The sequence below is a fragment of the Halobaculum sp. MBLA0143 genome, assembly GCF_041361465.1.
Lineage (GTDB): Archaea > Halobacteriota > Halobacteria > Halobacteriales > Haloferacaceae > JAHENP01.
The window spans coordinates 2,957,010-2,971,152 of record NZ_JBGKAC010000001.1 but is presented as its reverse complement, the minus strand read 5'-3'; the positions used below and the strand labels follow the sequence as shown (position 1 = coordinate 2,971,152).

15 protein-coding genes are annotated in these 14,143 nt (G+C 68.5%); 9 read left to right on the top strand and 6 right to left on the bottom strand.

The window, feature by feature from the left end; genetic code table 11:
- Positions 1-170: 170 nt before the first annotated feature.
- The gene (gene htpX, locus RYH79_RS15390) at positions 171-1,046 is read right to left on the bottom strand and encodes a zinc metalloprotease HtpX (RefSeq protein ID WP_370900658.1); all 876 of its coding nucleotides are present in this window, start codon (positions 1,044-1,046) and stop codon (positions 171-173) included.
- A 107-nt stretch (positions 1,047-1,153) separates the two neighbouring features.
- Between htpX and RYH79_RS15385 the strand changes: the two genes are divergently transcribed.
- The 4 genes from RYH79_RS15385 to RYH79_RS15370 all read left to right on the top strand — a co-directional run bounded on the left by RYH79_RS15385 (position 1,154) and on the right by RYH79_RS15370 (position 4,208).
- Positions 1,154-2,338 carry an inorganic phosphate transporter gene (locus tag RYH79_RS15385; RefSeq protein ID WP_370900656.1) on the top strand — a complete coding sequence of 395 codons (1,185 nt, stop codon included), beginning with the start codon at positions 1,154-1,156 and terminating at the stop codon, positions 2,336-2,338.
- Positions 2,339-2,427: 89 nt separating this feature from the next.
- Positions 2,428-2,817 carry a ferredoxin Fer gene (gene fer, locus RYH79_RS15380; RefSeq protein ID WP_370900654.1) on the top strand — a complete coding sequence of 130 codons (390 nt, stop codon included), beginning with the start codon at positions 2,428-2,430 and terminating at the stop codon, positions 2,815-2,817.
- A gap of 136 nt (positions 2,818-2,953) precedes the next feature.
- Complete coding sequence (locus tag RYH79_RS15375; RefSeq protein ID WP_370900652.1) at positions 2,954-3,643, top strand: hypothetical protein; 690 nt, start codon at positions 2,954-2,956, stop codon at positions 3,641-3,643.
- A gap of 46 nt (positions 3,644-3,689) precedes the next feature.
- Positions 3,690-4,208: a hypothetical protein gene (locus RYH79_RS15370; RefSeq protein WP_370900650.1), complete on the top strand. Its 519-nt coding sequence runs from the start codon at positions 3,690-3,692 to the stop codon at positions 4,206-4,208.
- Position 4,209: 1 nt separating this feature from the next.
- Here the strand turns inward: RYH79_RS15370 and RYH79_RS15365 are convergent, their stop codons facing one another.
- Positions 4,210-5,640, bottom strand: coding sequence for a sulfatase (locus RYH79_RS15365; RefSeq protein ID WP_370900648.1), 1,431 nt, complete (start codon positions 5,638-5,640; stop codon positions 4,210-4,212).
- Positions 5,641-5,786: 146 nt separating this feature from the next.
- Here RYH79_RS15365 and RYH79_RS15360 point away from each other — a divergent pair, with 146 nt between their 5' ends.
- Positions 5,787-7,058, top strand: coding sequence for a prepilin peptidase (locus RYH79_RS15360; RefSeq protein WP_370900646.1), 1,272 nt, complete (start codon positions 5,787-5,789; stop codon positions 7,056-7,058).
- 15 nt (positions 7,059-7,073) lie between these two features.
- Here the strand turns inward: RYH79_RS15360 and RYH79_RS15355 are convergent, their stop codons facing one another.
- From RYH79_RS15355 to RYH79_RS15345, 3 genes are all read right to left on the bottom strand, one after another.
- Positions 7,074-8,135, bottom strand: coding sequence for a DNA primase (locus RYH79_RS15355; RefSeq protein WP_370900644.1), 1,062 nt, complete (start codon positions 8,133-8,135; stop codon positions 7,074-7,076).
- Between the two features lie 47 nt (positions 8,136-8,182).
- Complete coding sequence (locus RYH79_RS15350; protein WP_370900642.1) at positions 8,183-8,983, bottom strand: P-loop NTPase; 801 nt, start codon at positions 8,981-8,983, stop codon at positions 8,183-8,185.
- A gap of 78 nt (positions 8,984-9,061) precedes the next feature.
- On the bottom strand, positions 9,062-9,814 hold the full coding sequence (locus tag RYH79_RS15345; RefSeq protein ID WP_370900640.1) for a GNAT family N-acetyltransferase: 753 nt from the start codon (positions 9,812-9,814) through the stop codon (positions 9,062-9,064).
- 268 nt (positions 9,815-10,082) lie between these two features.
- Between RYH79_RS15345 and serS the strand changes: the two genes are divergently transcribed.
- A complete protein-coding gene (serS, locus tag RYH79_RS15340) occupies positions 10,083-11,462 on the top strand; it encodes a serine--tRNA ligase (RefSeq protein ID WP_370900638.1) in 1,380 nt (459 codons plus the stop codon).
- A gap of 5 nt (positions 11,463-11,467) precedes the next feature.
- Here the strand turns inward: serS and RYH79_RS15335 are convergent, their stop codons facing one another.
- On the bottom strand, positions 11,468-11,656 hold the full coding sequence (locus RYH79_RS15335) for a hypothetical protein (protein WP_370900636.1): 189 nt from the start codon (positions 11,654-11,656) through the stop codon (positions 11,468-11,470).
- Positions 11,657-11,753: 97 nt separating this feature from the next.
- Here RYH79_RS15335 and RYH79_RS15330 point away from each other — a divergent pair, with 97 nt between their 5' ends.
- The 3 genes from RYH79_RS15330 to RYH79_RS15320 all read left to right on the top strand — a co-directional run bounded on the left by RYH79_RS15330 (position 11,754) and on the right by RYH79_RS15320 (position 14,126).
- Positions 11,754-12,308: a DUF367 family protein gene (locus tag RYH79_RS15330; RefSeq protein WP_370900634.1), complete on the top strand. Its 555-nt coding sequence runs from the start codon at positions 11,754-11,756 to the stop codon at positions 12,306-12,308.
- A gap of 225 nt (positions 12,309-12,533) precedes the next feature.
- Entirely contained in the window at positions 12,534-12,713 is a 180-nt protein-coding gene (locus RYH79_RS15325) for a multidrug transporter (RefSeq protein WP_370900632.1), read from the top strand.
- A 177-nt stretch (positions 12,714-12,890) separates the two neighbouring features.
- Positions 12,891-14,126, top strand: a complete 1,236-nt coding sequence (locus RYH79_RS15320) for an MFS transporter (protein WP_370900630.1) — start codon at positions 12,891-12,893, stop codon at positions 14,124-14,126.
- The last annotated feature ends 17 nt before the right edge of the window (positions 14,127-14,143 follow it).

The following is a 14,143-nucleotide window of genomic DNA, read 5'->3' as shown; positions in this document are numbered from 1 at the left end:
TCGGATTCAGTCTGGTCGCCAGCCCCCTGGTGACGACTCTGACGACGTGTCTCGGTGCGGCCGCCGGCGCGTGGGCGCGGCGACAGAAACTGTCGGCCGTCGAGTGGGTCACCGCCGAGCGGCTCGGACTCGACGAGGCGAAGACCGGCTCGTTCGCAGGTGTGAGGCGATCAGCGCGTCTCCATCTCCTTCTCCAGGTCACGGAGCCGCTCGATGCGGGTCTCCGTGTCCGGGTGCGTGGAGAACAGCTTGCCGATCGTGCCGCTCTTGATCGGGATGACGAAGAACGCGTTCATCTCCGCCTGTCCCCGGAGGTCGTCGTCGGGCACCTTGTCCATCCTGCCGTCGATCGTCATCAGCGCGGACGCGAGCGCACCCGGCTTGCCGGTGATTGCCGCCCCACCCCGGTCCGCGGCGAACTCTCTGTACCGCGAGAGCGCCCGGATCAGGACGAACGACAGCACCCAGACGACGAAGGAGGCGACCACGGCGACGATCACGCCGCCGCCACCCTCCTGTTCGTCGCCGCCGGCGAACAGCCACCCCCACCGGACGACCATGAACGCCAGCGTCGAGAGGAACGAGGCGATCGTCATGATCGCCACGTCTCGGTTCTTCACGTGGGCGAGCTCGTGGGCGAGCACACCCTCCAGTTCGTCGTCGTCCAGCGTCCGGAGCAGCCCGGTCGTCACGCAGACGGTGGCGTTCTTCGTCGACCGGCCGGCCGCGAACGCGTTCGGGGTGCGGCTGTCGGCGACCGCCAGCGTCGGCTTCGGGAGGTCCGCCTGTTGGCTCAGTCGAGTCACCTTCCGGTGGAGCTCCGGGTACTCCTGTTCGGACACCTCGTGTGCGCCCATCGAGTAGAGAGCGAGCCGGTCGCTGAACAGGAGCTGCCCACCCATCAGCAGCCCCATCACGAGGATCATGCCGAACATGCCGACGCCGTACAGCGACATCGCGCCGAGGAACCCGGCGTACAGCGCGGCGAGTAGTACGACGACCACGACCATCCGTCCGCGGAGGCCCCAGTCTGTCTGCCAGTCCATACGTAACGATAGGCTGTGGAACAGCTAAACGGTGTCGCTCGGTCTCGCCGCCAGTGGGTTGCGGCGACACCCGTCGATTTATACGTCGTCGCGGGGGTACGCCCACTGTGGTCAGCCTCCTGCTCGTCGTCGGGCTCGCGGTCGCAGTGTTCGTCGGGTTCAACATCGGCGGGTCCTCCACGGGCGTCGCGTTCGGACCGGCGGTCGGCAGCGGGCTGGTGTCGAAGCTCGCGGCCGCCCTCCTGATGTCCGTGTTCGCGCTCCTGGGGGCGGCGACGGCCGGCCGCGGCGTCATCGACACCCTCGGGGGCGCTATCGTCCCCTCCTCGGAGTTCACCCTACTCGTCAGCGTGATCATCCTCCTGTTCGTCGGGTTGGCGTTGCTCGTCTCCAACACGTTCGGCGTGCCCGCGTCCACGTCGATGACTGCCGTCGGCGCCATCGCGGGGTTGGGGGTCGCTACCGGCACGCTCCAGGAGCCGGAGATGGCCCGGATCGTCGGCTGGTGGCTCGTCTCCCCCGTGCTCGCCTTCTGGATCTGTGCCGTCGTCGGCCGTTACCTCTACCCGTATCTCGACGCCAACTTTCGGATCGACCGTTCCTCCGGCCCCGTCCTCGAACGCGACGGGCTGTCCGTCGGGCTGGCCGACGGGACGAGCCGCGAGGAGTTCGTCGGCACGGTCGCGGTCGTCGTCGTCGCCTGTTACATGGCCTTCTCCGCCGGCGCGTCGAACGCCGCCAACGCCGTCGGACCGTTGGTCGGGTCGCCGGAGGCGAATCTCTCGACGGACCTCGGCATCCTGGTGGCGTGTGGCGCTATCGGCCTGGGCGCGTTCACTATCGCCCGCCGGACGCTGGACACCGTCGGCAACGACCTCACCGACCTGCCGATCCTGGCGGCGCTGATCGTGGAGGTCGTCTCCGCGAGCCTCATCGCCTTCCTCTCGTGGATCGACGTGCCGGCGTCGCTGGCCGTCTCGGCGACGATGAGTATCGTCGGCCTGGGCTGGGGACGTGCGACTCGGACGACGACGATCGGTGACGCCGTCCGCGGCGACGCCCCGGAGGTGTCTGTCGACGCGTTGGCCGCCGAGACGGCGCCCGCCGGCGGGGGTGGCGGCGAGACGGACGACGCCGGTGAGGTGCCGGGGCTCGGTGAGGAGGACGACGACCTGCTCGCCGAGGACCTGTTCGACCCCGGGACGACCGGCCGCGTCATCTTCTTCTGGATCCTCACGCCGTCGTTGTCGTTCGCGGCCTCCTGGGCGTTGTTCCAGTTCGTCCCGATCTGACCGTGTTCCGGCGACACGGACGCCGTGGAGAGGATTCTCACAGAGTCGGATAGCAACACCTAATTGTGCTCGGGCACTACCGACACTTGATGCCCACTGTCGAGTACCTCAACTACGAAGTGCTGGACGACCACGGCTGGTCGATGGACGACGACGACCTGTTCGAGAAGGCCGACGAGGCCGGTCTCGACGGCGAAGACTACGGCTCTCTGGACGTGAACCAGGGCGAGTACATCCTGGAGGCCGCCGAGGCCCAGGGGTACGACTGGCCGTTCTCGTGTCGTGCCGGCGCGTGCGCCAACTGCGCCGCCATCGTCAAGGAGGGTGACATCGACATGGACATGCAGCAGATCCTCTCCGACGAGGAGGTCCAGGAGAAGAACGTCCGGCTGACCTGTATCGGGTCCCCGGCTGCCGACGACGTGCGGATCGTCTACAACGCCAAGCACCTGGACTACCTCCAGAACCGCGTCATCTGATCCGGCGCGGCTGTCGTCCGGTTCCCGTTTTTACACTGATCGGAGTCGGTAGCGACGCGTCGGTGTTCCTCCGGCCTAGTTAGATGCAGATAGAACATCAAAATATATACATAGATAAGATCTTGTTCCTCTTACAGTGGCGGGAGACAGTTGGTGGAACCTGTTCCGGAGGCTACCGGAGGAAGATAGGGAAGAGTTGTTCGCTCTCAGTTGTCTGAGCTACAATCAAATTTGGATAGAGAGCCAACTCCAAACTGAAGAGAAACAGAGTATCCTGCGGAGGGGGCAGGATTTGATGGACGGACTGCTCGACAGAGGACTGCGTGAGCGAAGAAGAGACAGCGAGTACGAGACGGACGAGCAGTACCTCAAGCGGGTGCTGTTTGAGGGGGACGAACTGACTGTACCGTTTGTCTCACAGCATCTCACGGACAATATCAATCAAGTGTCATGCGAGACGGAGAGCAGAGGGTCAGACTCGGAGCCGGATATCATCGTAGAGAAACAGAGTGTCACTGTGGCCAAGCTCGAAATCAAGCGGACAGTGAGCAGTCAGGGTATATCTGGCTACGTTGATGGGTTCGTGGACAAGGGCTGGCATGCACGACAGCCCTCGATTCCCTCAGTGTTGGTGATGTACTTCCCGTTAATCTGCGATACGCCCGCTTGGCGTGCCGAGAGGCTGGTGCGCGGGTACCAGGAGCTGGTGAAGGAACACCCAGGCTGGGTAGACGGATGGATGAGAGTGCGAACGATCCCAACACCGCTCGGTCCCAAAAATTTCGGAGCGCTTGAAACTACAGAGAACATCGTCAGGAGACTGTAGTGTAGACACCACCGGATATTTATTTCGCCAGCACACATTCCCACCTATGACTGAAGCCGGCACAGACGACCGTCACTTGGACAGCCTTGACGAAACGGAGTCGCAGCTCCTCCGTCTCGTCGCGGCGTCGTCGGGGCCGGTCCGCGGTCGGACGAAGCTGATGAAACTCGGGTTCTTCGGAGAGTTCTACCGCCCCGACGACGACGAACTCCATCCGACAGAGCGTGTCGGTGCGTTCGACGACTACGTGATCTACGATCACGGACCGTTCAGCAGAGATCTGATGGAGGCGTTCGACGAACTCAAGCGGCGTGGGCTGCTCACCGAGGAGACGGCGTTGACGTTCATGGGGAACCGCCGCAGCGATGTCTCACTGACCGAGGACGGCGAGCGGGTCGGTGCTCGTCTCGACGACGACGAGCGAACGGAGCAGATCGTCACGGCGTTCGACGACTACAGCGCCACGGACGCCGAAGAAGAGAGCCTGGAACGGCTCGAAATCGAGCGTCACGAGAAGGACGACTACCGGCTCACGCACGTCTCGGAGATCATCGCCGACGGCTGAGCTATCGGTAGCCCAGCGCGTCCAGCCGCGCTCCCAAGTCGTCGTCTTCCACCGTCGTCGTGTCCGTCTCGTCACCGTCGCGCAGTAGCCGCTCGTGGTCGCGGACGGTCGGTGCCAGCCGCTCGCGGGCGGCCGCGGCGTCCGGGCGGTCCGAGTCCGCCAGATTCTCCTGCTGTGTGGGGTCGTCCGGACGGAAGTACAGTTCCGCCGCGTCCGTGTCGACGTTGCGGAGGTACGTCCAGTCGCGGCCGCGGGCGGACACGAGTAACTCCCCGTCGGACAACGACCGCGGGATGGGCTGGCTCGTCACCGTCTCCCCGCGGACGGTGACGGAGACGACCGGCTCGTCTGCTGGGGGACCGTCGCCGCGGACGGCCGGCAGCAACGAGTCGCCGGTCCACGCCGACGGCGGCGACACCCCCAACAGGTTCGCCACGGTCGGCGGCACGTCGTCGAGTCCGACCTGACGGTCGACGCGCCGCGACTCCCCGTCCGGCAGCGCGACGAGCAACGGGACCCGGATCAGCTCGTCGTACAGCTTCGGGTAGTGAGCCAGGTGGCCGTGCTCTTGGAACTCCTCGCCGTGGTCGCCCGCGACGACGACCGCCGTCTCGTCGGCGACGCCCGCGGCCTCCAGGTGGTCGAGTAGTCGGCCGAGACTGGCGTCCACCTGACGGACGGCCGCACGGTACAGCGTCCGGAGGTCGGAGAGCGTCCGGTCGGTCACCTCCCAGCCGAGCCCCGTCCGGGTGTGAGCGTGGAGCATTCGGTGGGTGCCCAGCGTGCCGCCCGAGACCTCGCGGATGTACCGCGGCGCCGGGACGTACGGCGTGTGGGCGTCCATGTAGTGGACCCACAGGAAGAAGGGGTCGTCCGTGTCGTCGACGAACCCCGTCGCGCCACGTTCCACGTCGAACATCCGGGAGGCGTCGAGGAACGGACGGTCGTCGGCTCCGCCGCGGAGCCGGGCGCCGAGTCGGCGTAGCGGCGACGCAGCCAGCTGGAGCCACGCCTCTACGGTGGGGTGTCGGGCGAGGTACCGGGCGTACAGCGACGACCCCGCGCCGGCGACGAACGGCTCGAAGGAGTCGAAGCCGGCGTCGTACCCCCAGTGGTTCGTCAGGAAGCCGTTTGCGGCGTTGAACCCGCCGGCCGCGACGCCGGCGTCGGCGACAGTCTCGGCCAACGTCGGCGACGACTCCACGCCGATCCGGCCGCCGTCGGCGAACACCGGCCGCGAGGCCAAGAGTGACGGAAAGGAGAACGGCGTCCAGTTGCCGGTGGCGAACGCGCGCTCGAACACCGTCCCGCGCGCCGCGAGTTCGTCCAACACCGGCGTGTGGCTGTCGTCGGCGTACGCTCCGACCGCGTCGGCCCGTAGCGAGTCCACTGTGACGAAGAGGACGTTCGAGACCCCCGTGTCCTGGGCCATCTACCCAATGTCGGGCCCCAGTCGTATTAGTCGTGATGAATGCTCGCAGCGGGCGACGACAGCCGTCAGTCGAGCCGCGACACCCCGTCAGACGGGCGACGGACACCACCCGAACGTCTTTGTACCGAGCAGCGGCCACGGTCTGTATGACACTGGGCGTGGCGTCGGTCGCCGACCTGCTACGGCTCGTCGTCGTCCCGGCGTTCGCCTGGGCGGCCTACCGTGATCTCCGGACGCGGCGGCTGCCGAATCTCCTGTGGCCTCCCCTGGTCCTGGTCGGCCTCGTCGCGCTCGGGCTCGACGTGTTCGCCCGACTCCCGCTGAACGACGACCGGCTGTTCCTCGTCCGGATCGGGTTCGCGCTCGGCTTCCTCCTCCCGTTCGCGTTCCTGGCGTACTGGTTCCGGGCGTTCGGCGGCGCCGACGCGAAGGCGATCGCCACGCTGGCGGTCGTACTCCCGGTGGCGCCGACCTACCGACTGCCGGCGGAGCTGATCGCCCGACTGCCGCCGGAGTTGGTGACCGCGCTCCCGCGGCTGTCGCTGCCGCTGTACCCGTCGTTACTGGGGGTGACGGCCGTGGCGGTGTTGACGAACGCCGTCTTCGTCGCGTTCGGCTACGTCGTCTGGCTGACGCTCCGGAACCTCCTGACCGGTCGGCTGTCGACGGCGATGTTCGTCGGGCGACCGACGGCCACGGAGACGCTGCCCGTCCGTCACGGCTCGTTGCTCGTGACGGACGGACGCCTCCCCCGAGGCGGACTGGACTTGGACGCCCTCCGGATGTACCTCCGGTGGCGGGGGTGTACGCTCGCCGAACTCCGGGCGAACCCGGGACTGCGCGACCCCGCGACGGTCGGCGAGACGTACGACCCGACGGACGGCGCCGTCCACCGGGAGCCGGAGTGGCCGGCGCTGCGCGAGGGGGGGCCGAGACCGCCCGACGGGTCCGCCGACGGCGGCCGACCGCGAGACGAGTCGGAACACGACGGGGAGACCGCCGACGCGCCCCCGGACGAGTGGACCGGGACGGGGTTCGTCCCCGCCGAGGTGCGTCACGTCGACGAGGGCGCGACGGAGCCCGCGGCAGCCGCGTCCGGTAGCGAGGCTGCGGCGGCCGGGGCTGGCGACGACGAGGACGCCGACCGTGCCGCGGACGCCGGTGAGACGCCCGGCGACACGTCAGTAGACGATCCGTGGGGAGCGGCGGCGTTCCTGTCGGAGATCGACGGCTCCGCGTACGGCACGACCCCGGAACGGCTCCGCCGGGGGTTGGAGGCGGTCGCGGACGGCGACCGCGAGACGGTGTGGGTGTCGCCGGGACTGCCGTTCGTCGTCCCGTTGTTCCTCGGGGTGGTCGCGGCGCTGGTCGTCGGTGACCTCCTGACGCTCGCACTCCGGGCGAGCGGACTGTTCTGACCGGCGACAGAGTCGCTACCGTTCCCGCCAGTCCATCGGGTCGTCCGCGTCTCGGAGCTGTCGCTCGTAGTAGTCCAACGGGTGGGCGGCGACGGCGCGGTGGTCCTCGCGGTTCTCACAGACGCCGTACGACGCCAGCGTGGCACACGACGGCGGAGGATACTGGCTCCCGCCGCGGTCGCGTAGCGTGTCGACCGTCTCGGCGACGGTCGTCGGGTCGAGACTGTCGTCGGTGATTCCGACGACCCCCTCCGTCTCCATACCGACGGCGACGAGGAACGACAGGAGCGCGAACCGGGCCGGCGGAGAGACGGACTCACCGCCACGGACACGCTCCAACAGGTCGGCGAGACACGGCGGGAACAGCTCCGGCACGACCGAGTCCACGTCGGCGGTGGCCGTGCGGTCGGCCAACAGCTCCCGGAGGTCCGCGACTTCACGCTCCAGTTCGGCCGCGATGTCGTCGTCGACGCCGTCGAACGGGAGGCCCTCGGCGACCCGGGCGCGGATCGCCGCTCGGAGCAGTCGGTGCAGTTCCTCCCGCTCGACGCGAACCTCGCCGTCGGCGAGTTCGCGGTTGACGAGCCGCCAGTCGTCACTCCAGGAGGGGTCCGCTAGATCCAGGTACGCCCCCACGCCCAGCCGGAACCACTGGGGCTCCGGGGCGCCGCGGCTCGGGGGCTCCGACCGACACCGTCCCGCGAGGTCGAACTCCCGGAGGAGCGTCCCGAGGTCGACGCGGTCGGCGCGGCCGTCGTCGCTCCGGACGTCGGTCCGGAATCGATCGTACGCGGTCGTCGCCTCCGCGACGGCGTACTTCTCGACGGCGGCGTCGGCGTCGAGCAGGGACACGAGGATGCGCGCGACCGGGTACGAGAGCAGTTCCTCGCGGGCACTCCACTCGCGAGGCGTCTCGCTGTCCGTCGTGCCCTCCAACAACGCCCGTTCGACCCGCTCGCCCGCCCGGTCGACGACCGGGTCCGACGACCCGACGAGCGTCGCCAGGTCGACACCCGCCTCCCGAACGGCACGGCGAGCGCTCGACAGGAACGGGTACCGCGCGTCCAACGGGTCCATACCTGTCCGGGGTACGGCGAGTCACCGGGTAAGGCCTGCGGTCGCGGTCAGAACCCCTCGCCGCCGTCCGCGGCCGTGTCGACGTTGCCGAACTGGAAGCCGCCGGTGTCGTCGGTCGCAGACATTCCGATCAGGTCCGGGCGCTGTCTGAGTTCACCCGCGATGTCGCGGTAGGCGACGGCCGCCTCGCTGTCCGGGCTGTGGGCGACGACCGGAACACCGGCGTCCTGTGACTCCGGCACTGCGGCGTCTTGGGGGACGTGTCCCAACAGATCCGTGTCGAGAAACTGGGCGATTCGCTCGGCCGGTGGGGAGCGGCCGGTGCCGGACTTCGTCAGCACGACACCGCCGACCGGCGCCCCGGCGCGGTGAGCGACGGACATCGTCTTGTCGGCGTCCCGGACGGACGCGACCCGGGGGGTGGACACGAGAATCGTCGCGTCGGCCGCGCCGGTCGGGACGACCGTCTCGCGGCTCACCCCCGCGCCGGTGTCGATCACGACCGCGTCGTACCGTCCCCGCAGCGAGTCCACCACGTCCGGGAACAACGACACGTCCGCGTCGGTGAACCCCTCCAGGCTCGTACCGCTGGGGACGAGGTCGAACCCGCCGGGCGCGGGGTACACCGCCGCTTCCACGCCGACACGGCCGGCGAGCACCTCGTGGAGCGAGGCCCGGCTCCCCACCTCCACGTCCAAGAAGTCGACCGCGTTCGCCATCGCCAGGTCCGCCTCCACGACGACGACCGCGCGACCGTCTGCGCCCAGCGCTGCCGCGAGATTGAGGCTGGTCGTGGTCTTGCCCACGCCCCCCTTGGCGCCCGCGACCGCGAGGACACGTCCGTTCACACTTCCAGAAGGCTCGCCGTCGTACTTAGTTCACTCGGCGGCGCTATCGGTGGTGATACCGGAGCCGGCGGTCGGTTACTACAGGTACGCCGCGTCCCATCGAGTCGCCTTCCGCCGGTTGCCACAGGAACACGCCACGCGCCCCATCGCGTCCATCGTGTCGACGACGCTGTCACAGGCGCCACAGAGGAACCCACGGCGGTCCGTCCGCTCGCGGTCGTCGTACGTGACGTAGAAGGGTGCCTTCCCACCCCGCTCTGCCTCGTCTAAGGCGACGTAGATCCGGCGGCCGTCCGCGTCCGTCCGCGCCTCCGTCAGGAGCTGTTCGCCCGTGTCGTCGACGAACTTCGAGTAGAACCGTTCCGTGAACGACTCCCCGCCGATGTCGACGTCGCGCTCGCCGGCGACGGTGAACCCCTCGTCCTCGTAGAACTCCGCGCCCGTCTCGTTGGCAGTCAGGACACGCCCCTCCAGGCGCTCGACGCCGCGGCCCCGCAGTTCCCGCTCACACCGGGTGAGCAGGTCGCGCCCGACGCCACGGCCACGCGCGTCGGGGGCGACGTGGAGCCAGTCGATCTCGCCCACCGGGTCGCGTCGTTCGACGTAGTAGCTCTGGACGTAGCCCACGATCTCGCCGTCGTCGTCGGCGACGATGTAGACGGCGTCGTCGTCGCTCATCTCCTCGGCCATGTCCGCCGGCGCGTACCACGACCCCACCGCCTCGTGAATCACCGACTCCGACAGAGCGTGACCGTACGAGGCCGCCGTCGACTCCCGAGCGAGCGCCCTGATCGCGTCGATGTCGTCCTCGGCTGCCGTTCGAATCTGCATACCCCTCGGTACGACCGCCCGGTACATAACGGTGCGTGCCGTCTGCTGACCGCTGTGTTCGTCCGACGAGAACGAACGCCGGGGTCGCCGAGCGGCTCGGCGGCGGCGCGTCCCCGTGTCGACCGTGTGACACGCTCCCGAACCCCTCCGTTTCGGGTGGAACCGGTCGCGGCGCCGGCTGTCGTGTGCCGGCGGTCGCTCTCGTCCGTGACAACGGTCCGAACGGAGGCGACACGGTTTTGCCGGGGGGCGACACAGAGTGACTTAAATGATTTCGAGGCAGTTCCTCCGCGAGGAGCCGGAGACGGTTCGCGCGGCGTTGGATCGACGCGGCGACGACACGGAGTTAGACGGGCTGTTGGAGATCGACGAGGAGTGGCGGGAGCTGAAGGCGGAGGGTGACGACCTGCGCCACGAGCGAAACGAGGTGTCCAGCGAGATCGGCCAGCTGAAAGCCGAGGGGAGAGAGGAGGCAGCCGAAGAGGCCATCGAGCGGTCACAGGAGCTGAAACAACGGCTCGCAGAGGTGGAAGACCGCGCAGACGAACTGGAAGAACAGTTGGAGGCGGGGCTGCTCCGGCTGCCACAGATCCCCGACGAGGAAGTGCCGGACGGCGACGACGAGGGGGACAACGTGGAGCGGCGTCGCGAAGGGTTCGACGACCACAGGGACGTGCCCGACGGCGTGGTCCCCCACTACGACCTCGGCGAGGAGTTGGACGTGTTGGACTTCCAACGGGGAGCGAAGGTGGCCGGCGGTGGCTTCTACTTCACGAAGGGTGCCGGCGCACGCCTGGAACACGCCCTGATCCAGTTCATGCTCGACGTGCACCGCGAGCAGGGGTACACGGACCTGTTCCCGCCGATCGCGGTCAACAGCGCCGCGATGCAGGGCACCGGGCAACTGCCGAAGTTCAACGAGGACGCCTACCGGGTCGGCGGCGGCGAACACGAGTCGTACGACGACGACGACCTGTGGCTGTGCCCGACCGCCGAGGTGCCGGTGACGAACATGTACGCCGACGAGATCCTGTTGGACGACGACCTCCCGGTGAAACACCAGGCGTACACCCCCAACTTCCGGCGCGAGGCGGGCGAACACGGCACGGAGACCCGCGGGATCGTCCGCGTCCACCAGTTCAACAAGGTGGAGTTGGTCAACTTCACTCGGCCGGAGAACAGCGACGAGCGACTGTGGGAGCTGTTGGACGAAGCGGAGGAAGTCCTGCGCCGGCTGGGACTACCGTACCGCGTGCTCGACATCTGTACCGGGGACCTCGGCGACAAGGCCGCCCGCCAGCTCGACCTGGAGGTGTGGGCGCCCGCCGACGACACCGAGGAGGGTCCGGAGACCGGCGGCCGGTGGCTGGAGGTGTCGTCCGTGTCGAACTTCCGGGACTACCAGGCCCGGCGTGCCGGGCTCCGCTTCCGGCCGGAGCGTCACGAGTCGGCGGAGTACCTCCACACGCTGAACGGCTCGGGGGTCGCGGTGCCGCGCGTGCTCGTCGCCATCATGGAGTACTACCAGAACGACGACGGGACGATCACCGTCCCCGAGGAACTGCGGCCGTACCTCGGCGGGATGGAACGGATCGAGGGCTCCGAGAAGGTGGGCGAGGCCGCGGTCGGGGCCGGCGAGAAGGAGTAGTCTGGTCAGAACCGCGTCGACAGTCGTTCGCGGCGGTCTGCGACCGTACCGACGAGGGCGGCGACGACGAAGAGTTTGACCCCACGGACGAGCGCGTCGACGGTCGCCGGCTCGCCGCCGAAGACGACGTCGAGCCCGACGAAGCCGAACGCGACTGCGAGCGCGATGCCGGCGATTCGAGTCGTGTCTGCCATCGAGAACGGGAGATTGTGTCGACAAAAGTAGCTTGTGTCTCGCCACCCGCCGTCGGTGGACGCACGGCTTTTCACCGAAGCCGTCTGTGCTGTGACTGTGGAGCTACACGCTCGGTACGAGGGCGACGACGACCCCGAGAAGTGTACGGCCCGGAAGCTCGCCCGTCACGACCGTCTCGAACTCCACCGGACGGACCGGGCGACGCCGTACGGGGTCGTGCTCAACCCCCACGCCGAGCGCGCGCTGTCGCCGGCCGACGCCCCCGAGACGGAGGCGTCCGGCGACACGACCGACGGCGACACGGCCGACGACCGTGCGGGCGACGACCGACTCGTCGCCTTGGACTGTTCCTGGGAGTCTGCGGGCGAGGCACGCTTCTCGCTGCCGGGCGATCACCGCGCGCTACCGTACCTCGTGGCCGCCAACCCCGTCAACTTCGGGCGGCCGATGCGGCTCACCACGGTGGAGGCGCTGGCGGCCGGGCTGTGGATTCTCGGCGACCGCGACCACGCCGAAGAACTGTTGTCGACGTTCACCTGGGGGGAGACGTTCGCCGAGTTGAACGAGGAGCCGTTGTCGCGGTACGCCGACTGCGCCGACTCCGGCGAGGTGGTCGCCGTCCAACAGGAGTACCTCGACCGCGGGGAGTAGTTCGGGGTCCGGGCGGGACGCGAGGAGACGCGTACGTCCCGGGTGTGGCGTCGACCCCGGGTCACGCGGTCCGGGTCGGCGAGGAACACCGCCTGCTCGTGGACGCAGCCGACCCCCCGGTCGGGGCTGCACACGGTGAATCGGGTGGCCGGGATTTACCAGGCGAACAGTCGACCGTCCGAGTACAGATGAGACAGACGACCACGCCCACGACAGAGGAGACAGATGCCCGGGCCCGGTAGCGACTCGACCGCCGGGACGATCGTCGGCGTCGTCGTCGCCGCCGTCGCAGTCGTCGGGAGCGTCTTCTTCGGCTGGGACTACGGCGGCTTCGACGAACCGGTCGCGGTCGCCCTCGGCGTCGCGGTCGTCGTCGGACTGCTCGTCTACCGACGCTACGGCTGAGCCAGTCTAGACTCGCCGCGGCACCGCCGTCGCCGCGGTTCGGCGCCACGAGCGCGGCGTACACGAGCGCCGTGTGAAGGCCGAACAGACAGTGTCGACTGCCGGTGTCCGAGTTGGGTGTTGCCCCACACCACGGCATCGAAAAGCATACGCCTCGTCGCTTTCGCTCTGGAGTCTGTGCAGACTGACCGAGCGGTGTGGCGGTACTACCTCTACCGGTGTCTCTCCACACTTGGACTACTGAACCCCTTTCTCGTACTGTTCCTCCTCGACAGAGGGATCTCGTTCACCGCAATCTCCGTCGCGGCGAGTTCGATGGCGCTCACGACCGTGTTGCTGGAGGTACCGAGCGGCTACCTGGGGGACCGACTCGGTCGCCGACAGACGCTCCTGATTGCGAAGGTCGCCACGGCGCTCGGCGCGTCGCTGTGGTTCTTCGTCGACTCCCTGGCGACGGTCGTGGTCGTCCAGACGCTGAACGGCGCCGGGGTCGCACTCAAGAGCGGGAGTGACTCCGCGTGGGTGTACGAGGTGTTGGAGGACACGGATCGGGCGTTCACCGACGTGCGGGCACGGGCACAGAGTCTCAGTCAGTGGACGTACGGCCTCACCGGGATCGTCGGTGCCGTGGTGTACCTCACGCTGCCGTGGGTCGCGTTCCTGCTCGCGGCCGTCGGGGCGTGGCTCGCCGCCGCGCTCGTCTGGACGTTCCCCCGAGACGCCGACTACCGTGACGAGGACGGGTCGGCCCTCTCGCCGACGGAAGCAGCGTCCGCGACGGCGTCGTTCCTCCGGCAGGACGCGACGCGGTCACTCGTCCTGATCGCAACGGTGTACGCCGGCGTGATGTACACCGGGAGCCAGTTCGTTCAACCGCTCGTGGCGGGGGCGATCCCGGGGGGAGGGCTGACCGCGGCGGCGCTGGACGTGCCGGAGGTCGTGTTCCTGGCGCTCCTCTACGGCGTTCTCGCGGCCGGGAGTGCGATCGTCGTCGACCGGGCCGGGTGGCTGGAGGACCGACTCGGGACCGCACGCGCCGTCGTCGGGGTGTACCTGTTCGGCGCCGTCGGGATGCTGCTCCCGGCGATCCACCCCGTCTTCGTCGTGCCGGCCGTGCTCGCCTTCCGGACGGTCCCGTCCGTCGCGGCGCCGATCCGGAATAGCTACCTCCACGACCACGCGGACGCCGTCGGCCGCGCGACGGAGATGAGCGCTGTCTCGTTCCTGTACGCCGTCGCTCGCGTGCCCGTCCTGTTGGTCGCCGGCCGTGTCGCGGACCTGTTCTCGGAGACGACCGCGTTCGTCGGGCTCGGCGCGTACGCCGTGCTCGCGGTCGGGCTGATCGTCGCCGCCGACCGGCCGCTCGTCGTCCCGGTGTCTGGCGAGCAGCGCGGCGCCACGGCCGCGGAGTAACTGTCGAGTGTGACGGG